Annotated in this window: 22 protein-coding genes and 10 pseudogenes; 1 reads left to right on the forward strand and 31 read right to left on the reverse strand. The window is 54.1% G+C overall.

Annotated elements, in window-relative coordinates:
• Position 1 precedes the first annotated feature (1 nt).
• The 31 genes and pseudogenes from JZM30_RS23265 to JZM30_RS23415 form a co-directional block, all read right to left on the reverse strand.
• Positions 2-1,411 carry a phage tail sheath C-terminal domain-containing protein gene (locus JZM30_RS23265; protein WP_252321503.1) on the reverse strand — a complete coding sequence of 470 codons (1,410 nt, stop codon included), beginning with the start codon at positions 1,409-1,411 and terminating at the stop codon, positions 2-4.
• Positions 1,398-1,634, reverse strand: coding sequence for a DUF2635 domain-containing protein (locus JZM30_RS23270; protein WP_252321504.1), 237 nt, complete (start codon positions 1,632-1,634; stop codon positions 1,398-1,400). Before JZM30_RS23270 ends, JZM30_RS23265 begins: the two co-directional genes overlap by 14 nt.
• On the reverse strand, positions 1,618-2,280 hold the full coding sequence (locus JZM30_RS23275; protein ID WP_252321505.1) for a DUF1834 family protein: 663 nt from the start codon (positions 2,278-2,280) through the stop codon (positions 1,618-1,620). The genes JZM30_RS23270 and JZM30_RS23275 overlap by 17 nt, the downstream gene beginning before the upstream one ends.
• Positions 2,277-2,707, reverse strand: a pseudogene (locus tag JZM30_RS24505) (gp436 family protein). The gene JZM30_RS23275 and the pseudogene JZM30_RS24505 overlap by 4 nt, the downstream one beginning before the upstream one ends.
• Positions 2,707-3,099 carry an HI1506-related protein gene (locus JZM30_RS23285; protein WP_252321506.1) on the reverse strand — a complete coding sequence of 131 codons (393 nt, stop codon included), beginning with the start codon at positions 3,097-3,099 and terminating at the stop codon, positions 2,707-2,709. Before JZM30_RS23285 ends, JZM30_RS24505 begins: the two are co-directional and overlap by 1 nt.
• Positions 3,099-4,007 carry a Mu-like prophage major head subunit gpT family protein gene (locus JZM30_RS23290; protein ID WP_252321507.1) on the reverse strand — a complete coding sequence of 303 codons (909 nt, stop codon included), beginning with the start codon at positions 4,005-4,007 and terminating at the stop codon, positions 3,099-3,101. The genes JZM30_RS23285 and JZM30_RS23290 overlap by 1 nt, the downstream gene beginning before the upstream one ends.
• Positions 4,008-4,018: 11 nt before the next feature.
• Positions 4,019-4,414 (reverse strand): hypothetical protein, encoded by a 396-nt coding sequence (locus tag JZM30_RS23295; protein ID WP_252321508.1) that lies wholly within the window; start codon positions 4,412-4,414, stop codon positions 4,019-4,021.
• A pseudogene (locus JZM30_RS23300) lies at positions 4,407-5,547 on the reverse strand (phage protease). The gene JZM30_RS23295 and the pseudogene JZM30_RS23300 overlap by 8 nt, the downstream one beginning before the upstream one ends.
• 230 nt (positions 5,548-5,777) lie before the next feature.
• On the reverse strand, positions 5,778-6,329 hold the full coding sequence (locus JZM30_RS23305) for a phage virion morphogenesis protein (RefSeq protein WP_252321509.1): 552 nt from the start codon (positions 6,327-6,329) through the stop codon (positions 5,778-5,780).
• A gap of 220 nt (positions 6,330-6,549) precedes the next feature.
• Complete coding sequence (locus tag JZM30_RS23310) at positions 6,550-7,794, reverse strand: phage head morphogenesis protein (protein WP_252321510.1); 1,245 nt, start codon at positions 7,792-7,794, stop codon at positions 6,550-6,552.
• A pseudogene (locus JZM30_RS23315) lies at positions 7,781-9,281 on the reverse strand (DUF935 domain-containing protein). Before JZM30_RS23315 ends, JZM30_RS23310 begins: the two are co-directional and overlap by 14 nt.
• A 3-nt stretch (positions 9,282-9,284) precedes the next feature.
• Positions 9,285-10,897, reverse strand: a pseudogene (terL, locus tag JZM30_RS23320) (phage terminase large subunit).
• A 244-nt stretch (positions 10,898-11,141) separates the two neighbouring features.
• A pseudogene (locus tag JZM30_RS23325) lies at positions 11,142-11,642 on the reverse strand (DUF1804 family protein).
• On the reverse strand, positions 11,642-11,953 hold the full coding sequence (locus JZM30_RS23330) for a hypothetical protein (protein WP_252321511.1): 312 nt from the start codon (positions 11,951-11,953) through the stop codon (positions 11,642-11,644). Before JZM30_RS23330 ends, JZM30_RS23325 begins: the two are co-directional and overlap by 1 nt.
• Positions 11,919-12,161 carry a hypothetical protein gene (locus JZM30_RS23335; protein ID WP_252321512.1) on the reverse strand — a complete coding sequence of 81 codons (243 nt, stop codon included), beginning with the start codon at positions 12,159-12,161 and terminating at the stop codon, positions 11,919-11,921. Before JZM30_RS23335 ends, JZM30_RS23330 begins: the two co-directional genes overlap by 35 nt.
• A gap of 620 nt (positions 12,162-12,781) precedes the next feature.
• A pseudogene (locus JZM30_RS23340) lies at positions 12,782-13,492 on the reverse strand (transglycosylase SLT domain-containing protein); the annotation flags it as partial.
• 2 nt (positions 13,493-13,494) lie between these two features.
• Positions 13,495-13,848, reverse strand: a complete 354-nt coding sequence (locus JZM30_RS23345; RefSeq protein WP_438801547.1) for a putative holin — start codon at positions 13,846-13,848, stop codon at positions 13,495-13,497.
• 397 nt (positions 13,849-14,245) lie between these two features.
• Positions 14,246-14,683: a Mor transcription activator family protein gene (locus JZM30_RS23350; protein ID WP_252321513.1), complete on the reverse strand. Its 438-nt coding sequence runs from the start codon at positions 14,681-14,683 to the stop codon at positions 14,246-14,248.
• Between the two features lie 2 nt (positions 14,684-14,685).
• Positions 14,686-15,014: pseudogene (locus JZM30_RS23355) on the reverse strand (phage protein GemA/Gp16 family protein).
• Between the two features lie 80 nt (positions 15,015-15,094).
• Positions 15,095-15,397 carry a hypothetical protein gene (locus JZM30_RS23360; protein WP_252321514.1) on the reverse strand — a complete coding sequence of 101 codons (303 nt, stop codon included), beginning with the start codon at positions 15,395-15,397 and terminating at the stop codon, positions 15,095-15,097.
• A complete protein-coding gene (locus JZM30_RS23365; protein WP_252321515.1) occupies positions 15,384-16,019 on the reverse strand; it encodes a hypothetical protein in 636 nt (211 codons plus the stop codon). The genes JZM30_RS23360 and JZM30_RS23365 overlap by 14 nt, the downstream gene beginning before the upstream one ends.
• The gene (locus JZM30_RS23370; RefSeq protein ID WP_252321516.1) at positions 16,016-16,462 is read right to left on the reverse strand and encodes a hypothetical protein; all 447 of its coding nucleotides are present in this window, start codon (positions 16,460-16,462) and stop codon (positions 16,016-16,018) included. The genes JZM30_RS23365 and JZM30_RS23370 overlap by 4 nt, the downstream gene beginning before the upstream one ends.
• Positions 16,459-16,773, reverse strand: a complete 315-nt coding sequence (locus JZM30_RS23375; protein ID WP_252321517.1) for a hypothetical protein — start codon at positions 16,771-16,773, stop codon at positions 16,459-16,461. Before JZM30_RS23375 ends, JZM30_RS23370 begins: the two co-directional genes overlap by 4 nt.
• Positions 16,745-17,053, reverse strand: a complete 309-nt coding sequence (locus JZM30_RS23380; protein ID WP_252321518.1) for a DUF7168 domain-containing protein — start codon at positions 17,051-17,053, stop codon at positions 16,745-16,747. The genes JZM30_RS23375 and JZM30_RS23380 overlap by 29 nt, the downstream gene beginning before the upstream one ends.
• Positions 17,040-17,758 (reverse strand): annotated as a pseudogene (locus tag JZM30_RS23385) (DUF3164 family protein). The gene JZM30_RS23380 and the pseudogene JZM30_RS23385 overlap by 14 nt, the downstream one beginning before the upstream one ends.
• Positions 17,694-17,897 (reverse strand): hypothetical protein, encoded by a 204-nt coding sequence (locus JZM30_RS23390; RefSeq protein ID WP_252321519.1) that lies wholly within the window; start codon positions 17,895-17,897, stop codon positions 17,694-17,696. Before JZM30_RS23390 ends, JZM30_RS23385 begins: the two are co-directional and overlap by 65 nt.
• A 6-nt stretch (positions 17,898-17,903) precedes the next feature.
• A complete protein-coding gene (locus JZM30_RS23395; RefSeq protein ID WP_252321520.1) occupies positions 17,904-18,137 on the reverse strand; it encodes a Kil protein family in 234 nt (77 codons plus the stop codon).
• A 12-nt stretch (positions 18,138-18,149) separates the two neighbouring features.
• Positions 18,150-19,041: pseudogene (locus tag JZM30_RS23400) on the reverse strand (AAA family ATPase).
• Between the two features lie 36 nt (positions 19,042-19,077).
• Complete coding sequence (locus JZM30_RS23405; protein ID WP_252321521.1) at positions 19,078-20,190, reverse strand: Mu transposase C-terminal domain-containing protein; 1,113 nt, start codon at positions 20,188-20,190, stop codon at positions 19,078-19,080.
• A complete protein-coding gene (locus tag JZM30_RS23410) occupies positions 20,187-20,885 on the reverse strand; it encodes a DNA-binding protein (RefSeq protein ID WP_252321522.1) in 699 nt (232 codons plus the stop codon). The genes JZM30_RS23405 and JZM30_RS23410 overlap by 4 nt, the downstream gene beginning before the upstream one ends.
• A gap of 5 nt (positions 20,886-20,890) precedes the next feature.
• Positions 20,891-21,162: pseudogene (locus JZM30_RS23415) on the reverse strand (helix-turn-helix domain-containing protein).
• A gap of 138 nt (positions 21,163-21,300) precedes the next feature.
• On the opposite strand from JZM30_RS23415, the gene JZM30_RS23420 reads away from it, so the two are divergent.
• A complete protein-coding gene (locus tag JZM30_RS23420) occupies positions 21,301-22,077 on the forward strand; it encodes an XRE family transcriptional regulator (protein WP_252321523.1) in 777 nt (258 codons plus the stop codon).
• Positions 22,078-22,272 lie beyond the last annotated feature (195 nt).

Raw genomic sequence — 22,272 nt, forward strand, 5'->3', positions numbered from 1 at the left:
CTTACAACAACAGGTCGATACGACCGGCGAAAATATGCAACCCGTTCACCACGTCCGCCGGGATGCGGCCATTAAGTCGGTTGCTATCCTGCGAATCCCGCTCGATGATGAGCGCCGCTTTGTTCGCGTCCACCTCTTCGATGATCTCCAGTTCTTCGAGCTTGTAGAGCACGTCCAGCAGTTCGCTGCGTACCCGGTCAGGGGTGCGGGAACTCAGCTTGTCGCGCGGAAAACGCAACGCGATACGCTCACGACACGCCTTGCGTACATAGTCGAGGGTGCGAATGGCGGTGATATCCAGCAGTGACACATCATCAACGCCCTCGGCGTTCTTGGTGTAGGTACTGATTGCCCGGACAATCTGCACCGCATCACCGGGGCCGACTTCAAACGGGGTCAGTCCGTTATATAGGGCGTTCTCCTGCTCATTACACCCCGGACGATCCGCAAGCGCGGTCACGTCCAGCGTGCTCATTGCCAGCGTGTTTAACGGTCTGGCGGGGTCTTCTTCGCTGGCGATAACGGCGGCATACGCCGCCGCAATCTGCGCCGATGTTTTCACCGAGCCGTTATGCCAGCCCACGGTAATACGACCATTGTTGATGCTGGCCGCCAGCGTTGTGACGGTGGACAGGGATTTGTGCCATCCGGCCACGCCGATAGCACCGCGCTGCTCCAGCGGGTCGCTCACGTTGTCCAGGTGCGAGCGCAGGGCCGTTAACGCCGCCGAGGTGGCGTAAGGACTGACCACGATGTTATGACCGGCAGCAAACACTGCCGCCAGGGCGGGCGCAATATCCGGGTCAATACCGCCACCGCTCATCGCGGCCACAGCCACCGTGATGCCGGTGGCCGTGCTACCGGCACTCAGCTTGATATCATTACCCGCTACCCCCTTGTTTTTTGCCGTCAGCGTGACAACGCCTGCCGCCACCGCTGACGTGACCGGCAGCGCGGTTTTTTGCGCAATGGCGGTATTCAGAGCCGCGGCCACAGTGGCCGCCGTGTCGTTAGCTGAAATCGCCACATCAACGCGCACCGTTCCCACCCACAGGCTGAGCGCCCCCGAGGTCGTTGCCGTGCCGGTGACAGTGACTTTGCCGCTGGCGGCGGTTGCTGCGCTATCATAGCCGATTCCGATAATCTGCAACTGCAAATAGTTGTTACAGCCAATCGCCTCGGCGGCCATAAGGTGCGCCATCGAGCCACGTCCGAACAGGGTAGCGGCCTCTTCATCAGAGAACACATTGACCGCCTGGAGCGGTGTTGCGCTTCCGCTTTCCAGCATCAACACGTTTTGCCGATTGCCGGGCAACGTGCGCGCAGCCAGGCGGGTATTAAACCCAAAGTATTTCCCTGGCTTGCGAATGCTGCTGCCGATTTGGTAAAACTCAACGTTAGGACTTGCCACGGTTCACCTCCTCATCGTCAACGGTGATTTCTGCCACCCTGCCTTTCTTTGCCGCCGTAGTGGCTTCATCGTCGGGGACAATCAGCAAGTCACCTGCACGTACCTGGCGCAGGTAGTAAGCCGAACGCGCCACCGTGACGGCCTCATCCGGGCCGATATAGTGGCGCGGGTTATCTTCCTGCGGCACCTGAATACCTGGCGCTGCCTTAACCTTGATTGTCATGATGAATAATGTCCTCTGCATCCGGGTTGGCCGGGGTCTGGGGGATGTCATAGTTCAAACGGGTGCTTAACCAGTCCGGATCATCGGGACTGGTTTCACCGCGATAGCCGTTAAAAATGCTGTCCGGGTGGAATGCTGACGGGCCGTCAAGCGGGTATTTGCCGTTCTCCAGTGCGGTTTCAAACCACTTGGTGTCGAACTCGCAGGCGAAAACCGACAGCGCCTGGCGCTCCAGGCGGGTGTTAAACAGCGAACGCACCCGGCCAGGCATCAGAAAATCGACCTTCAACCCAGACTCGGCCAGGTCTTGCCCGGATAACAACCAGCGCACCGCACTGACCATGCGATAGGTGCCCACTTCATTGAGGTTTGCGCCGCCGTGGCGTGAGGCTTCTTCGCTACGGACACTGCGCTCACCGAAGATCACCACGAACCGCCCGACAACCTCATACTTGCGTTTGCCGATATTGGCATTTCTGGTGTTCTGGATACCGCCAAACGTTACCCATACGACAGGCATGGCACGGGCAACTTCTTCAGGTTCGCCGTCCAGTTCGCCACCGTAGGAGCACACGTTCGCGGTCATGCGCCCCATGCTTTTTTTAAGACGCGCGATCATGGCATTTTCAATATCGCGGATAATCAAAATGCACCTCCCCCGGTGGCGTCCCGGTCAAATGCGCGACCCGATGACTGAAAACGTGCGCCGGAGCTGGTCTGCTGAATCACCTGGCCGTCAGGCATTTTGCCCAGCGAGACTTTCCCGTCGGCGACGCGCTCCAGATAACGCACCGCATCTTCATAGCGCTCCCGGATTTGATCCGTCGATTGCACACCCGCGCCACACAGGAAATAACGGGCCATATCACAGCAACGCCCGACCAGAACACCGGGTGTATCCGGCCACGGCACCGGTAGCGACCGACAAGATAGCTGTCGATTTCAGCACTGGCGCGGGTCAACGCGCCAGACAGCACCCCATCATCGATATCCCCGGTGTACCTGCGGTCGGTGAGTTTGACGCACTCCAGCTCACCAAACGCGTGCACCATATCGTCACGGGTCGCGTACATTATTTTTTCACCTTCGCAGTGTCAGTCGCTGCTAACTGCGCCTGGATCGCATCACGCTCGGCAGTCAGCGCTGCGTTGCTTTCTTTCAGCGCATGGCATTCACCGGTGAGGGCATCGAGGCGCTCGTTGAGCGATGACATCTGCTCAACACGTGTCAGCGCATCAGCTTCAAGCGTGGTAATACGCTCGCGTGCGGTTGCCAGCGCGGCAGCACTATCGCCATCGACCGCAGCATCAGCGCTGACACGCACAACAATCAACTGCGGCTCGCGCTCCAGTATCGCCAGCTCTGCGGCGGTGAAATGGCCTTCGGGGTAGGTCTGGGTTTTGGCGCTGTGCGCCATACCACAGCGACGAAAACCGTCAGTACGGGCAGTGATTTGGATCGGCATTATGCGGCCTCCCCGGTGGAGCCATAGGCCATCTGCCAGAACGCATAGCCGCCGTTGGCGCGGACTTCTGCACCAAAACGGAACTTCTTACGCATAAAGACATTGTCGTTGTTGTAGTCTGTCTGTTCGACGAAATCCGGCTTTTTACGCTCCTGGTAAATAATGGGTTTCACCGGCTTGCTGATATTGAACAGGAACCACTCGGTATCGGTTTTCAGTTCGGGGACGACCAGCACTTCCGCCGTGCCTTTGTACTGGTTCGGTGTGTTATCCGGGAAGCGGTCGGCGGTCATCAGGTAGTTGGCCTCATCCTCCAGGGCGGGCGGAACAACCAGCAGTCCAGGCAGAATTTTGAGCGACGCACCTTCCTCATCCTTCATGCTGCGCAGGGCTTTACGTGCTGCACCATAACTGGCCTGTGCGGCGGCAAGACTGGCAGTGGACAGCTTTTTCGTGCCCTTGTTCGACACAGACTTCCCTTTGACGGGATGGTCAGTATCAAAGAACGGCTGGCCGTCATAACACAGGTTGGTAAAGCCATCGCTGACCAGCGCAAACACAATATCGGCGGGCAGCTCTGCGGCAGACTGGCCCGCCGACTGCGCTTGGATGGCGTAGCCCGTCAGTTGATCGTCATCGATATCATTGCGATCAACTTTGACGGTGGCTTCCCAGTCCTTGTTACGGATGGTGTAATTAAACGCGGCCAGCGATTTAATGACCTTGTCGCCCACCCATTCGCGCATTTTGGGAAAGCGCGACAACCAGGAATAATCGTTTTCCTTACCTGTTGATGGCACGGCCATCGCTACCTTTGTCCAGTCAGACGTGGTTTGGGTAAACGCTTTCTGAAAGGTGGTTTTCAGGTTGACGAAAATCTGTTTGACGTTCTTTACATTCACTAACACGGCATTTCTCCTTAAATCAGAACCCAGACACCATCGCTACCGACAGCCTGAACCTTCCCGGCAACCGGACGGGCATCGGCATTGCTGGTTTTAGCGACGGTCTGACTGTCAACGACATAACAATCTTTGCCGACGTCAGCCTGTGTCACCGCATCCACGCCGTGATTGGCAAACTGCCATGCGCGACCACGTCGTAGCAATGCATACACGCTGCCATTTCCGCCCGTACGGTTATCCACCCAGCCGTCACTGACGCCGAGGGTTATTTGTGCCGCAGTGGTTGTCGCGGGAACGGCATACCCGCCCGCATTGGCGGCGATGATATGCCAGCCAAAAATCTCCGTTGCCCCCGCGACAGTAACGGGGAACAGCAGCCCGTCACGGTGAGGCGTATTGCGATCACTCATTGCTTTCTCCTTTTATGAACTTTGTCACATCAGCCGGATCAACGCCCATCATGGCGCAGATGGTGACATCCACTTCGCCGTCATCCGGGCTGGTGTCGGTTTTAGGTTTAACGCCTGCGGGCGGCTGGCCCCCCGGTCTGGTTAGTGGTCAGTGCGGCGATTTTGGGCGCTTTGTCCAGGAAGGTTTTCAGGCTGTCCGGGGAGGATTGCGCCAGGGATTCCGCCCAGGCTTTTTGCGCCGGAAGCAAACGGCCATCGGAGAGCGCGGCGGTAATAAGCTTGGCACTCTGTTGCTGCGCCAGTGCCGCGACGTTGCTGTTTGCAGTTTCCAGCGCCTGGGCGACGGATTGCTGCATCACCTCAACCGACACCCATTTGACCGGGTCTGGGTTGGCAATCTGCGCGGTGAGCGCGGCAACGTTTGCAGCATCCACCGTCAGTTTTTCAATCAGATTGAACGGGGTGGCAGACAGCGTCTGAAAAGATGCCGCAGCCGTTCCGGCGCTCGCTGAGGCCAATTGATCAATCAGTTTGTTTAACTCGGCGGTAATGTCTTCTGCTGTTGCCGTAATCGGCAAATTCAGCATCCAGCGCAGACGCTCCAGTAATTCGTCCATAGTGTCCTTTTGGGTTGATGGTGTGACGGCCAGGAGTAAGGCAGCGGCAAGCATGACCTCATCCATGCCGTCAACAGCGGGGGTGTTGGTAAGCGCGGCGTGCAGGAGCTGCAAGACGCGGTCTGATTTGTCGTAGGAAAAAACCTGGGAAATAAAACGGTAGGCACCTTCGGCGATCATCTTCGCGGCGCTGTCTGTCCAGGTAACATCGACCGCAAACAGACCGTCACCCTCACGCCATCCCAGCGTTTTGAACCACCCGGACGCAGGCGCAGGCAAGCTGTTCTTGGCTGCCCGCAGGGTCTGGTGTTCAAAGTCGATAACGTAAGGGGTTTGCCGTGCGTTAGCTGCCGCGATCAATGCCTGTGCCACCTCGGCAGTCATTATCCAGGCATCGCACTCGGCGGGACGGCCATCACGCGCCCGGAACTCACCAGCGGGGAACAACTTGATGACGCCGAGAGAGGCTTTATTGATTTCTGCCGACAGGGCGGCGACAAGCGGTTTTAGTTTCATGTCGCCAGAGTACGAACGGCAGCGACAGGTGATCAGTGGAAGGGGTTCAGTGGGTATATAAAGAGGCTTGTTTTTATCTTGCCCCGCCAAACGGGGGGTTATGACAATCGGTGTAACCCCTTTTAAACCCCGTTTAAATCGTGTTGTAAGCTCCTTAACGGTGTAAGGGGCGTTAGCGTATGGCGTGACACCCAAAATCTGTCCTGTGGCGTTTTTATGAAAGCCAGGGGTTAACCGTCGATGACGCGTTGCAGATAGTTCTGCGCGGTGTTTTCCATACCGTCAACATCCGACTCGGTCAGGTGCAGAAACGGGCACGCGGGGATGGTGATTTTGTTCTCGCCGATGGTATTCCACTGCGAAAAATTGGATTTGGATTTCTTCACGAACCGATTGCCGACGCTGCCATCTTTGTGCTGCTTGTAGTAAGCCCGCTGGCTGCGGGCGGGTATAGTGATGGTGCCGCCCTCCTGGTGGATACGCGCATACACCACATTGGTGCCGACGGTGGCACTGTCGTTGTCGTGATACTCGCTAATGCTGCTAACAAGCCGCCCGCGCTTTTGCAGAATTTTACCGCCCTGGCGTGTCCGGACATAACGGGGGCTCCAGCTCGCCCTGGCTGGGCGTCCCTGCTGGGCAAAGTTTTCCTCGACCGCGTCATGCATGGCCGCTGCCAGTTCGCGCATCAGCGGCTGGCGCTGCTCCAGGCGGTTAATCAGCTCGCCCAGGCCACGCTCAAAGTCGCTAATGTCATATTTTATTTCGTAGCTACCGCCCATAAATTACCCGGTGTATACTGAAAGTGCGGTGGATGGAGAGTTGTTTCCAATGGGTAACGGTTGCTGCTACGCCTTGAGCGTTTGAGCATGATCCGGTTCGAGTACGGCGCTGTTCATCCCACCGTCTAATCAAGACTGCCCCACAGCACTTCGTTAATCCCTCTGTTTTTCAGTGATTCATCATTCGCCAGGATTTTCCCTGTTCGTATCAGATTGGTTTTTATCCGCTCTTTTTTCCACCCCCCGGCGGTCGGGCTTTTAGCTCACGATCAATAAACACAACCAGCTTGCCGAACGTATCAGGCAAATCAAGCACATAGGTTAAGGCCGCATCGGCTTTCTGCGTGTTATAGAGAATGGCTCTGGGGTTCAGGATGAACTCTGGCAGGCGCTGCCATAGCGACTCAGGAAGCTGTGCGTCTTTGCTGTCACGTAGGGCGTGCAACAGATTCTCATCGGTCAAAGTGATCACCGCTGATTCCACCGCCATCCCTTTATCGGAAAGCCGATCAACCACCTGCGGCGGCAGTGCGCCGACGTGCCGGAGCTGGCCGAGTGCCTGCTTGTTCAGCAGTGTGTTATTCACGAATGCGTTAACGTCGGTTGAAACGGCATTTAACAGCGTCTCGTTACCCAGCGTCTGACGAACGGCCAGCGATGCCAACTGCGGCTCGGCGACGGCGGAGCGCTCAAGCAGCCGCTGACCGAGGGCAGCAAGATACCCCTGACCGGTGTTGTGACCAAAACCCGCATCCGGCGTATACAACTGGCCATTCCACTTAATCGCACTAACCCTGCGTGAATCATTCGGCCCCCACGCCTGTTCGACCTCGACGATCTCGCTGTGCTGGATGGTCACACCGCGTTTATCCACATCGGCCTGAGATAACGCACGGACGCGGCAACGGCAGTGATAACCGTCAGGCGGATACATAAACTGCCAGACCGGATCATCAATCCTGGCGGTGTAGCCATGTAACGCGGCATGGCTTGGGCGGATGTGGGTATCCATGATCCCCACGCGCTGCAAGTAGGGACGAAAATCTGCGTTAGCGAGCTGCTCCTCGTACCGGCCCGCGTTATACGCCGCCTGCATATTGGTTTCAAAGATGGTGCGCAGACGGCGCGGGGTGAGCTTTTTCCCTTCAAGCACACCGTCTTCATCGGCCTTCAGTCCCGTACCCAGCCAGCCCTTTTGCGCAAGGACGGGAAGTAACTGCTGGTCAAACTGGCGTTGGGTGCCACCGTCATCCAGCCGCTTTTTAAAGGCTGAATTGATATCGGTCAGGATATTCTGCTTGAGGATCCCCGCGACGGTGAATGAGGTGGCATGTGCTCGGGCATCGACATCATGCCAGTTAAAGTCGATCACATAACCTTTTGACTCAAAATAGCGGATCGCTTCTTCGGGTTTCAGACCAATGGCATACTCCAGATTGACGTTGCCGGGGTTAGCTGTCGGCATTCAGTCGCCCCCTGACATCCGCCACAAACAGCGCCTGTTTCAGCAACTGCTGGAGCTGTGCGTCATCGAGCAAGGGATAGCTGGCCGCGCTGATATCCAGCGCATCGTCCGGCGTTGAGCTGGCGCTGTCCAATGCCTCCTGGGCCGGGTCTCTGATTTCACCTGGCACCGTGCTGAGTGCCGCAAAGGCGCGGTACGTGGAGACGGATAACCCGGCCAGCGGTGCCGGTGTCGGCGCACCTTCGAGCACCGGCTCGTTATTCTGCGGCACAGGGATACCGACTTTTTTATGTACCCATGACAGAGGGATGGATTTCATTCCGGCCTGGACGAGCGTAGACACGCCGGTCGAGAACTTACCGATATCCTCCAGCTCGCTGGTATCAAAAACGAACTTAGGCAACCGGCGACGGCTGACCTGGTAGCCGTTAATGGATAAGAGCATGTGTATCATGCCCTGGAAGAACCCGTGCAACTGTTTTGCGTCGGCGACCAGAATGTCGTGGCGCACTTCGTTATGGACGTTCCCTTGGGCGTTGGTTGAGGTTTTGCCGCCTGCCTGGCTGGTGAGCGTTCCCCCGAGTACCGCTTTTGATACCGTGCGTTCGCACCAGTCGATCATCGCCATAAACGGATCGAATTGCCCGGCGGCAGCGGCTTCAAACGAGATTTCACTACCCTGCGGGATAATACCGGCGGCGTTGTGGCCGAGTGTCACCAGGGCGTGCAATAGCGCGTTTTTTTTTGTTCTTCCGATGCCCCTTCCATGTACTTGCCGACGCGGGCGGGCAAGCCGTAAATTTCCAGAAACTCGGCAAAATCACGCACGCTGTAATTCTTGAACAGATACGGCCAGACCAGCACGCGGTATAACCCGGACTGCGCCACGTAGCCCGATTTGGCATTGTGGGTATGCACCAGCCAGCCGAACGGCCACAGTTCGGCACCGTTCATGCTGCCATCTGACAGGCGCACCGTGTCATCAATCTCGGGGTTAGTACAGAACCAGCGATGCAGGCGCAGCGTGATTCTGTCGGGCAACCAGATATTCTCCTCAAATTCCCAGTGCTCGATTTCCTGAGCGGAGAAACCGTGGCCGATAGCTCCCGCTGCGTTGATATAATGTCTTCAAAATTGGCAATATCATCCACCCACTCGGTGAGCATCGCCGTGAGATTCTTCTCTTCGGCGGTTGCGTTGCGCGGTGGTTCGATACTCCAGTCCAGCCCCAGCGGGGCATTCTTGCGCTTCGACATCTCGGAAAAGATATGCCCGTCCTTCTCGATCATGTCCTCAAACAAATCCGCCTGGGCGGATAAGTCGCCACACTCTGCGGCCTCAAGGATTCGTGGCAGGCGACGGATCGACAGGCCGCGTGAGGGATGTTCGGGAAAATGCCGCGTTATCTGTGCGACCCGCGCGGTCTGCGGGGATTTGAGTACCTCGCGGTTAAGCGGGCGACCAAACCGATCCAGAATTTGAGCCATAAACTACCAGCCTCCAGAGCCAAAACGACTACCCCGGTCATCAGAATCAGAATGACGGGGAGCGGTGGTAAATGAAAATACGCCAAATCCAGACACGGCCTGCGCCCACAGTATATGTAAGGTATCCTGGCCGTCGTCATGGTCGGCCATCGGTAAGTGTCGCAACTGGTCAATCAGCGTTATCTGGCTGGGATGCAACCGTATCAGACCGTTTGCCATATGTGGCTGCAAGGACTCGATGCGCAACAGTTTATCGCTGTGCGGAGTGACGGCGCGTGCAGGCACAAGGATGCCTGCCGCCGCGCTGCGTTTTACGAGTTCGGTGCGCAGGAACTCCCGAAACTGAACAGCCTCAACGGACCACACCAGACAGCCGTAAATACGCTGTAATTCGATAACATCAGAAATAATCTTGTCGGGCAGGCGCTTACGGATAGCCGCCTCGACCACATCCAGAATGCCGGTGTGGCGGTTAAAACCACCGACCATCAGTGCGGACGGGTCACGACTGGCACCAGCTTTGCCGAGGCTGGGGTCACACGCGCCATAGAAGATCCACTCATTAAGCCGGTTTACCCAGAACGTAATACAGTGGGCAAAAGGCGCATCTTCGCCACTGACCGGGTCATTCTGGTACTCAGAATCAAAGGTACTGTGACCGTCACGGGCGCGGATCAACATAAGCGTCAATATTGGGCGGGCTGACCATGACACCACCGCGCCCTCGTCCATTTCAAGCTTATAGCTCTGGTAGAACGCGTTCGCCATCCATTCGCCGTTACTGTCGTTATTGCGCAGGATCTCCTCCCATTACTCCCACAACGACATGTTGACCGGCCACTGGTAACCGCTTTAAAGCGTGCTGCTTTCCACAGCGGATTTTTCAGGGTGCGCGACAGGACGGAATCGTAATGCAGGATGGTGCCGATATAGATAACGTCGAACTTGGCACCCGCGCCACCGAGCGGCAGGATGGTTTTTTCCAGCCAGTTATCCAGCTTGTCGCGCTGTTCCGGGCTGCGCACCTGCTCGTCGTTTTTGATATCATCCAGCACCACCAAATCAGGGCGGTACGGGCCGTGGCGCAGACCGCGCAGCTTTTTACCGCTGCCCGCCACCTGCACCTTGATATCGTTGTGTGTGACAATGGTTCCGGCCTGCCAGACACGGCCACCACCTGCAACTTCGGGGAAATCCATGTCAATGCGGGGGTTAAACGCCAACTCGGCCTTGATGGCTTCCAACATCGGGTAAGCCTGATCAATGTAGTCCATCACGATGACCAGGTAATGCTTGAAGCCACAGATGATGCACCACAGCTAGAACAACTGACTGACCAGCGTTGATTTTGCCTCGCCACGCGGTGCGGCTATTGCATCATTTTCGCCTTTGGTGCTGGCGATAATTTCCGGCAAGCGCGTAAACAGGTACTTATGCAGCTCGCTCTTGTCTTTGTGGCGCACATAGTGCGGGAAGTAATGTTCGACAAAATAGTCATACCCGCTGACCGGGTCGAATACGCGTGCGCGTCGTTCAGCTATGGCCGCCGCAGACGGGTCAAAACCAACACATTCGGCTTCAATCGTCCGGCGTAGCGTTGCCGCCAGCTCCTCCAGTTCTTTGGCAAAGTCTTTGGCGGTGAGTTTGTTGGATTAACGCGCCATTTAATCCCCACTTAATGCCGCGTTAATCTCATTGATAATGCGCGTCTCGGCCTGATAGCAGGCTTCGCCGTAGCCCGGTAACAGATGGTGTTTTACGCCATCAGCCCAGACGAAAACATCGTCGTGGCAGCCCCGTTCTATACGGGTTATCTAACTTGCCATTACGGCGTTTTCATTGTTAATGCGAATTAATTTGTCAGCCATAACGTTTCCCTATCTCCTCGCCAAAGCCATCAAGGATGCTGACGAACGCTTCCAAGTGTTTAGGGTGCCGCTCACGGATGAACGTTGACAGCAACTGGATAACCTCAATCGCAACAGACAGCTCACTGGTTTCCGGCAGGATCTTCTTGCTCGCCGACGTCGCCTTGTTAAAGGCATCCGCCAGGCTTGCCAGCAGTTCGACGCGCTCACGCGGTAAGATATCGGCTGCGCCGTTAAGCATTTCAAGCGTGGTCTAGTACTGCGTTACCAGCCCGGTTAATACCGCGCGACCAATATCCTCCAGGCCACCGCCCGCCATCACATGCGCCGCCCGCAACTTATCCTAGTCATCACCCGCGTCCTGCGCATCTTTCTTCCAGCGCCGTGCCGTTCCGAACGCAACGCCCGATTGCGCGGCGGCAATTTCAAGGGACATCTGCCCGAAAATGTAGGCCCGCCGCAGCTTGTCGCGGATTTCCTGCGGGTGCGCCATCACAGCCCCATCTGTGCTTTGATTAATAAAATCGTGGTGGTGATAAGCCCGCCCGCGACGCCACCGGCAATCGCGCCCTGGCGAACGGCGGCGGCTTCGATGCTGTCCATGCGATGCTCAATATGATCAAGCTGACCGGAGATCATCGACAGGTCAGCCGCCGGAAATGTCTGAGCCTGTAGCGCCGCCAGACGGTTTTTAATTCTATTCAGGGTTGGGTATCGATGCCTTCCACTACCGCACTGATGCGGCGCACACGGCGTTTTTGCCTTGCCTTCATTTATCTGCTTTCCTGTCCAGTTTGTTATCAATGCGCTCAATCGAGCTTTTCAAATCACGTAACGTATCCATCAGTGATTCATGGTTGCGCAGGGCGTCATCACGCCGCTGGTAATCATTCTTGATGCGCTCGACGTCAGCCCGCAGTGATTTCAGTGTCTCGCTAAGGCCGCGCACCACCAGGCCAAACAGCATCGAGATCAACGTCATTGCGCCACCGAGCGTCCATTCGGGGCTCACTTGCTGCGCTCCTTATCGTCGTTATAAAACTTGTTGAGTTGCTCAAGCTTGCCGCGTAGCGTCAGGCACCATTCGCCGTAGTCGCCACTGTGGTTGAGGAGTCCGGTTGGGGAGAGTCCTCCTCGGGTGCGGGTGGCATAGGCGGAATATAAAGCAGCTCCGCCGGGGGCTTGTCCGGTGCCGGACAAGCCGTTATCGGTATAGCCGAGGTTGGCGCGTTAGAGGCGCAGGCTGTCAGGGCCAATGCCGGTAAAAGCATGACCATCATTTTTAATCGCATGGGGGATGTCCTTTTTACGCTCTTCATTGGCCTGTGAAAGTTCAGTTTGGGTTTGCAGCAGTTCGGCGGCGAGTTTGTCTGCGCGTGCTCGCTGTGCAGCCGTGTCCGCCAGGGCTTTTTGCAACGCGGCGGCGTATTGCTCGGCAGCCAGGCGCTTGTCCCGCTCATAATCCAGAATCTGCGCGGTTTTCTTATCGCTGCTATCCCGCAAGGTTTTGATAGTCGCTCGCAGATCGGTTTGCTTGGCGTGTTCTCCCGCGCTATGCCCGAACTTGTAGCCGAACGCGGCGACGGCGGCGAGTATCAGCAAGTGCGGCCAGTAGGTTTTAAATAGCGTTAAGCTACGGCCTCCCCATGTCAGGTAACGCGGGGCCAGTTCATACAGAATGCGCTGCGGATAATGGCGATTCTCGCGCCAGTTGGTCGCAGCACGTCCGGCATTGACGGTGGCGACATGACCAAACCAGCGCTGACGGTCTAATCCACGCTGTGCCGCCAGTGTTTGATCGCGCTGCACCCAGCCCAACCCGCCGTTGTAGGCTGACAGCGTCATCGCCATACGCTCACAATCGCCGCGTGCGCTGACTCGCTCCCATAGCCAGCGGTCATAGCGTGTTAAGGCGCGAATGGCTCATGCAGGATTGAAAGGTTGATTGGAGGATAATTCAGGTATGAGACGGCTGAACCATTCAGATGTTGAGGGCATAAACTGCGCCAGCCCCTGCGCCCCCACCGGGGAGACGGCGCGAAGGTTCCAGCCGCTCTCCTGGTGAAACTGAGCGGCAAAATCGGCAATCGGGGCATCGATACCCCAATCCAGACGCGCACTGCGGATAACATCACTACGGAAAGCCTGTGCCGCAGCCGGTGGCTGGGCGGCGTTCGCATGACCAAAAAAGCCGCCAGCCCACAGCACACCAGTAGTGACCAATGCATCGAACAACTTCCACCAGAAGTTATGCCTGTCGGTGCTTGGTTGACCGTGTAACATCAACGTCATGCCCAAAATAAGCGACGCCAGCACTATCCAGGTGATCTGCGGCCAGCCCATGATCACAACCCCATCGCCACAGCCAGGCAGACGGCGGCAACGATAATCGCACGGCGAATAAGCGCCGCCGCAAATACCCGATCACAGCCCGGTTTAACCGGATAGAGGCCGGATTGCATCAGGTCAGGCGAGTGCTCCAGGTATTGCCCCGGCGTGGCCTTGGGGAACAACGAGCGATCGAGCCAATACCCCAGCACGGCAGCCAGGGTGATAAGTGAAATCTTATAGATAACAACGGTAAGTTGCTGCGGCGAGACAAGGGCGATAAGCACCAATAACAACACAGCCATGAACTGCCAGCCCAGCAGCCGTTTAAGGCGGGTGATACGAAAGATTTTGTTGTTGAAAATGTTCATGAAACCACCTCGTATATGTGAGGTGGTCAGTATTGAATTACGCGGGGCGGTGATCAGTGGAAGGGGTTCAGTGGGTTAGTTTAGTGTTTTACGTGCCATTCACTACTACAGTCTGGACATATAACCAGCTTCTTACATAGCGATATACGCGCTATCGCAAAAATTACTCCAAAGATCACGGGTACAGAAGGAAACAAAATGGAAAATGGCGCTGATACCAAGAGCGCTATCGCAATAAACCACCACGATACGTACCACGCACTATATTTCCTTTAACACCCATATGACCGCTGTAGCCGCATTTCAAGCATGTTACTGGTTTGAATTGTTTGTATGGTCGCAAATTCTCTAATATTTTTTCTGGGATTTTGTTTTGTTCGGTCATATCCGTGTTACCTTATAAAAACAATGATTGCTGTGAATGCGTTACTGTGTTCTTGCTCTCCCACACCAGTTCCCATGCGAACTGGTCAGAAAAGCCGTACTTGGGACAAAGTACCGTCATCGCCATCAGACCAGAGCTGCCGCCATCGCGTAACGCAGCAAACTCAGACAGAAAGCGCTCATTACGCAACGCTCTCAGGGCGCGATCACAGCGTGGCAGATAGAGGATTTCACCACCAAAGTTTTTGACCAGCAACGCTGCTTTGTCTTTGCCAATCGTTTCTCGTAACAGTTCTGCACGCTGTGCGCCTAGCGCTTTCATACCTTTGCCAATCGGGAACGTCGTACCGCCAAACTTATTTAAAAGCTGGGCGGTTGCCGAAAAGCCGATGAGGTCGGCTATTTGCAGGACTACATCGGGCAGCAGCCCGGCAACGCGTTCCAGTTCCATGATTAACCCTCGATTTTTTGGCGACGTTTGGCGTCGATAATCAACGCCAGCATAAGCTTGGTCAATTGCTGTATATCCAGCCAGTCAACATATCGTACACCAAACATATGCTGTGCCATAGTCTCAGCATATTGCCACGGGCGCTTAGCATCAGCCAGCAGCGCCTCAATCTTGCCGAGTACGGTTTTTTGCTGGCCGGAACGCTCGGCTTGCGACCGTGCTTTTTCGCCTTGCGTGGGTAGCCCTGCTGGTGCATATACTCCTTAACCTGCTCCAGTTCGGTGAGGGTACAAAGAGTGGATGAAGACTTGCCCGTCAGTCTGGCCAGCACACTGCGGTAGGTCACATCGTCCCACCCGAGCGCAGTTTGACCGGCCTTGACCGCGCCAATCATGCGGCGTTGCTTAATATTCATGGCTGTTGCTCCTCACACTCATCACTTAATTGTGCGTGACCGGTCACAGCCGTTAAATTCAAACGCCGAAAATCACGCGTAAACCAACATGCCGCCCCACCCTTAAACAAGCTATTACAGCCTGCAGGCAATGCCTCATGACAACGAGGGCAAATGCCCAGTGCCGCTTCCTGCCGCGCCAGACGCTCGCTATCACAAAGTATCAGCAGAGAAACATAATCCGTCTTACTGTAAGGCTCCCGGCCCGGATTACAGCGCTTACGCGCCGCTGCCTGCTGTTTCTTGTTAAGGTTGGTCATTGGTTACTTCCGCCTGCGCAGATTGTTTACTGGCGTTGTAGCGCTGGATGCCCCAAACAATCGCATGACAGATCCAAAGGTAGTGAGTCGTATACGTTTCAAATATGTGCCCCGCAAAATCATAGATGTCAATTCCAGGTAGATCGGCATCCTCCAACGCTCGCCATGCAGAATGCGCATCCTCGGAATTCATCTCGATAACACCGATGGAATCTTCAGCCAATTCCTTACCATGCTCGTTTTGCCCCTCATCAAGCCAGTTTTCGTGCCATTCCCTTAGAGCCGTCATAAACGCATCGTGATCCCATTCGAAACACAATTTCTGGTAAGAACTGCCCGCACCTGCCTGTAGCTTCTCAGCCCAATAACCGGGATTAATACCGCGATCAAAATTACAGGCGAAAAACTCGAACATATCGGCGATGCGGCTGAACGTCCAGCATCCCACATCACCGGTAACGCACAAATAGCCCGGCCATGTAATCAGGTCGAATCGATAGCAGTTAGTGCCGGGACGGGAAAACTGCACATGTCGATACAGACCATCATCTCGATGGATCGTCATTAGGTAGCCACTCACGTTATCCAGAAAACGAACCTTTACCTCATCGATAGTTTTCATTCTGTCAGCGCCTCCAGCCGTTGTTCCATTTCAGGGGAAATCTGAGCCGCCAGACCTAAGCGCATCAGCCACTCGGACAGTTGGAATATTGCACCTGCCGGTGTTTCACAGTAGGGGAAATCAATAAATAGTGAAACACGCCAATAGCCACTCACACCACTGACAGTCACATCTTGTGTTAATACGCTCCCTGCTAACTCATGAAGCAATTCCAGACTGGCCGTTACTATAATCTCCCCGGATTCGAATTTTTTGAGACGGCAACCAACTCGCTCATTCCCGACGATACCAATAATCCTCTGGTCAAGTTCGCCAACTTTCGGGCGTAACACCAGCAGCTCGTCGCGGCAATTAGCCAGCAAATCGAGCCACCGCTCACCCAGGTCGGGATTATTGGCAATAAAATCATCCAGCAGATGCAAATTAGCGCGAACATTACTCATGGCAACCCCCACAGTTTTTTATGGTGCTCAATGGCCTGTCTCATTTCCCGCTGAATTGACGGCTTATAAACGCGATTACCGCGTGCATCGTAAAACTCAAATCGGTATTTTCCCGGCAGTGCCGGTCGCTCTTTTACCTGGGTTCCATTATTCAGGCGGTAAATACGCCTTGCGCCGTTATCCAGGTATTCACAACTGCTCATGATTGCCATACACACCTTCCAGAGTCTGGCTGGCGCGACGGCCCCTGAGCCATTGACCGCATGATGCAGACTGGCATTCTTACCGGCGACATAACCCGCAGCGTGCATCTTCGGTTCCCCGCGCTTTTTTAGCGTCTCGCATTTCTACAGATTTAAGCCCGGTACGCTGCTGTAGCTTATGGTGGTATGCCGAAATCAACGTGGCTTCCGTATCAGTGACAACAAATGAATCAATCACCTGCCAGACACCCAATACCCAGCCCTCACAGAACGTGTCTGCGCGGGCAATCCCCACCGTTTTAACCATGTGACTGCCGCGTAAAGCAGGATAGGCATGATGAAACGCCGCCCCAACTTTATACTTCTGATTAAACTCAATGGCGTTCACGCCACACCCCCGCAATATCCAGCTGAATAGGTCGGTATTGGTCAGTATCACCAACGCGCTCATACACCCGGATATATGCGCTGGTAGCAACAACCTGGATCGCCTCCCCGATAGCCAACATCGCTTTTTGCCAGCGTTCATCATTAATGTCATACCGGCGCAGCGCTAACACCGCTAAGGTGCTCACAACCCCCTCTTTGTCAGCCGAGAATGCACGGTTGACCAACACTTTCAATTCTGGACGAGCATCCTCCGCCCACTCTTCCAGTAATTCGTCAATCAAGCCCTTAGCGGCCTGCAACCGCCCATCAAAAACCAGCCGCTCCGCCATCGCACGCTGGATCTTGTATTGACCGTCAAAGCTGTGGAGCGTGATATTCCCTTTCTTACCCCCAGCTTTACATCGTATTCGCTGGCTGACAGGTCTACGAACGCCGCAACATAGGCAAAGGTAGACTCCTTGAATTGCGCCATGAGGCGATTCAGTTCGATAGCCTTTGTGACAATTTCGCCGACCAACTGATCACGCGCCATATCGATGGGCTTTAATACCTTAACGGGGATAAATGCACCTTTTGCATCAACCCAGTACCCAGCAGGCACGCTGGCTGCTTTGGTGAACTGCTGAAATGACGGACTATTAGTGAACATGAGTCTTTCCTCTTTTAATATTTGCTGAATGAATTGCCTTATGGATTTTTTCATTAACGTGACCGGCGAGCCCCGCAGCTACTGCTATTGCAATAGTTTGAGCCAGACTACTATCATCGTTCTCTGGTTCTATCTGGCATTGCACATCAATGCCACGCGCTTTATCAGCAATCGTAATTACCACCTTTGCCATTGCGTTTTATCTCCATATCACATGCATACCGCGCCATACTGTCATTTTGACATTGCGCTGCACACCATTGCGGGTTTCAGTTATATCAACCGCGCCCTTTTCCCAGGCAATAAAGGGGCGGTCAACAACGATGACCGGGCGACGGAATTTTGCGTGATATTCCACGACGTTAATTCCAGAGCGCATCAGTCGATCAATGGGTTTCATTAATTCAGGGTTATTAATCGGTAACTGGCACATGGCATTACCTCGTTAATTAATCAGCATTTCGGCAAACTGGCGGACAGTCGCAATATTGACAGGCCGGTCATTGATATGACTGGTGCGGACTACGCCACGCAGTAATTTAAATAAGCGCCTGGCGTTGCCTTTGCTCTTCTTATAGAGAACAGCTCCCATTTCGGGGCTGAATGCCTCCGGTATCAGGTTTTCCGCGATAACATCGGTATCATCCTGCGGTAAGGCGTTGCCGATATTCAAGGCAAACCCGACGCGGCTGTACAACTGCACGAACTCGCCGCGCTTGCCTTTCAGGTTCAGAATCAGGCGCGGCACTCCGGCCAGAACGATGCCGATCCCGCTCTTGTCATGGATACGGCGCAGCACCTCCAGTGCGCGATGCGGCAATAACTCTCCCTCATCAATCATCAGCAGATAGCCCGAGTCACGCAGCTTGTTGACGCACAGCTCAAACAGCTCATGCATGTTGTCACGCGTGGACAGGTTGAGCCGGGAGCAAATCTCTTCAAGCAAGACGCGGGCGGTGTAGCTCGGGTCGGCCTCAATGAGAAGGGCCGTTGAGTTATCCGCCTCATACGCTTTCAGCGCCATGGTTTTACCCAGTCCGGCCTCGCCATAAATCACGTTGATTTCGGCATCAACGTGCGCCAGGCGAATAATCTCCAGCGCTTTACGTGACGTGGATGTGGACACGAAACGCGCCTCAATGCGTTTTAATTTGTCCTTTTCACGAATACGCTCGATAAAATCAGTCACAACCTGGTTCGCCATCGACATCACCGTTATATTTACCTTGCAGGTACTGATTGATTACCGCAGGACTTTTCCCAATGGCACGCGCCACCTGAGATTGTGTTAACCCCTTGCGCTCCATCAGTTCGACTAACTGCTCTTTAATCGTCATTTATGTTCTCCAGTCTCTAAGGCCGTCTGGTTGCCGTCAGATGGCTTTATTTTTCTGGCGCAAATAGTCTTCGCGCTCAGATTCAAATAAAAACAGCGGTTCTCGGTCATCATTACGTTGGCCGATATCCCCTTGCAGCAACGCGCCAAAATCAGGCGACTGCTCGATAGTGCGAACAGGGTGAAGCTCGGCGTCGATTTCCTCCGCTTTCCTGTTAACAAGGACCATACGGCGGCTGTGACGGTCTTTGCGTACCTTCTCGATGTAATCAACAGGGAATGCTGCACGCGTGTTGCCGTTAACGATGGCAGTGCAAACAAAGGAGCCATCCAGCCGACGAACGGTGACACTTGAGGCGTCGTGAATATCGAATGCAACGAGAACCCCTTCGCCATCAACCTGGATCAACGCTTCGGCAAAATACTGGTTGTTGAAAATGGAAAGCCAACCGCGCTGCGCGGTGCGCTTGACCTGCGGGCGGAACATTTCGCGCAATTCAGCCTCAGATAAGAGGTCAATCTCGGCGTCGGCCAGCAGCTCGGCGCGGTACTCGGCGGGTGTGTAATGTCCACCTACGGCGCGTAGGGGTAACTCGATATGCCGGTGTTGCGTGTTGTATGCGGTGATTTCATCTTCAATCGCATCAATCAACTGGCTCCAGCTTGGTAGTTTGGCTATCGCAGATTTCTGCACCATGTTTAATGTCTTATTCTGATTCAGTGCGTTCATCGCAGAATCAATCGCACGACTGGTGATACGCGCGGTTTCTTTATCTGCTGATTTGCCGTTATAGGTGGCAAACTTACGGGCAATACTGGCAGGGATCTCCTTGTTCAGACGTTCGATGATGCCGCGTGCCTGTGGGTTCCCCGGAATACCGGTAGGGTGTTCGATACCCAGGCGCGGCAGAATACCGGTGATATCGGCATCCAGCAGTTTGCCCGTTTCACCTGCGCCATTATCGGAGTAGTACAGCAACGGTACGCCGTGGCGCTCTATGCCGTGACGCAGCGCATCGGCAACCGCCAGAGTGTTTTCGGCCAGCGCAAGGCTCCAGCCGACCACATAACGGGTGCGGCCATCGATGACCAGCGTCAGTTCGGGCGTAAACTGGCGCCAGTGGTCAGGATGGGCAACCTTCATTTTCATGCTGTGACCGTCACCGATCCAGGCGCCATAAACATAGGCACCCAGGCGACCAGTTCCGGTTGTTTGGCTTTTTTGTGTCCGGGAGCTAAAAGCGCCAGACGTTCCGAATTGTTTTTGGCTCTCAGATAGTCAACAACCCACTGATTGAGCGCGCGAACACTGACGCCAACGCGCTGGCCTTTTCTGGCATTTGCGAGGTCAACGTATTTTTGCAGGTGTTCAGGTAAATCACTTGAGCGTGACCGGTCACAGATAAAATCAATCGCCTTAATACGTGACAGGCCGGTATCTTCGAGGCGTAGCACTTCAACGACCAGCACCATGCGGGCATCGGCGATATCGCGTTGTTTCTGCGTCAGTTGGGCGGTTTTCTGGTCGAGCACTGCCGGACATTGGCGCACGATTTCAAGCAACTGGCTTGATGATGCTGTGGTTTTGGCTGCTGCCGGAGCCTTGACGGGTTGCTGTTGCAACAGGGTGTTGTAGTAGTACTCACGAATTTTATTTTGAATATCTGACGGCATTGAATCTAATGCATACTCATAACCGCCGCCTTGCCCTGATCGCGGTCGAGAACTCCAACCTTCATTTTTTGCTCGAACAGAAACGCCAGTACGAGTACCAGGAAGACCAGGTAAACGCATAAACGCTATTTCTTGAGCTGTATAATGTGATTTCAGGTTAATCCCACCCATATTCGTTAGTTCCACTGACCTGAAAATGGTTTATGATAACGGGTAGTCCATATCTGTTCGGGGGCAATTCCGATTGCATCGGCGATGATCCGTTCAGCTTTTGGCCAAGGGCGATCAAGTGCATTTTTTAAGGCTCCTGCGCTTTTATAGCCGTGGTGCAGATATAGCCGTGGTGCATAGATAGCCTGCGCAGTGACCAACCCTGTTTATGTAAAGCCGCCACGATATCGGCTCTGTGCCAGTCAGAATCATTCTGGCTTTTTTTGTACCGTCTAATGTACTCATGAATTGACCTCTAAGTCTGATTTTATAAGTACAATATGATCAAAAACGAGTTGTGTAAACCTGAATGTGAGTTTTTTCTGTTTTCAGGTTTTTATTACCGTGTATAAACCCATAAATGAGTTAAATAACATTGTTTTCATCGACTTATATCAAGGTGAAAAACAAGAAAAATCAAACGCTGGATTTTCACGTTATGGCAAATAAACCTGAAAATGAGTTGATAATGGAAATTGGTACTCAAATTCGAGATCGTAGAACTGAGTTAAAGCTTTCAAGAGCATCTTTAGCGGAAGAGGTGGGCGTGGCTCTATCTACGATGCAGGCGTGGGAAAACGGAGAAAGGGAACCATCTGCAAGCAATGTTGTGAGACTGGCAGAAGCCCTCTCAACAAGCGCACATTGTTTAATTACAGGCAACAAGATAGAGCAAGAGACGCAGTCAGCAACGCCCCCGATTCAGGACGTTTTAGGGAATGACGTTGATTTAGAAGAGTTTGTATTTATCCCAAGATACGATGTAAGGGCTGCTGCCGGTTATGGTGCCATCAATGATTCGGAGGCTCCTAGGTTCCCAATGGCTTTTCGGCGGTACTGGATAAAAAACCACCTCAATGCCGATCCTCACCACCTGTTTGTGATAACAGTCGATGGTTCTTCTATGAACGGAACTCTTAATGATGGCGATAGCATCTTGGTGAATGGTGCAGATACAGACCCGAAAGAGGGCATCTACGTTTTGCGCGTTGATGGACACCTGTTGGTTAAACTGGTTCAGCGTATTCCTGGCGGATTGCTAAAAGTATCAAGTACAAACTCCGCATATGAACCTTTTACGGTGGACATGAACAATCAACCCGAAGATTTCGCCACCATTGGTCGTGTTGTGTGGTTTGGTAGGACAATTTAAAAGTGGTTTAAATGCCGATTAAACAGGATCAATCGGCGCTCAAAGTTATGCAGTTTTAAACACAAAAAACTCGACTTTTGCTCATTTTTCGTTGAGCTATGCAAAACCTCTAAAACTCCATCAAAGCCGCGCCATTAAAGGCGTCGTGCTATCTAAAACTCTCCCCTTTAGCTATGTAAAAACGATCACTCCCCC

Origin of the sequence: Candidatus Symbiopectobacterium endolongispinus (assembly GCF_018777385.1) — a bacterium.
Classification (GTDB): Bacteria; Pseudomonadota; Gammaproteobacteria; order Enterobacterales; family Enterobacteriaceae; genus Symbiopectobacterium; species Symbiopectobacterium endolongispinus.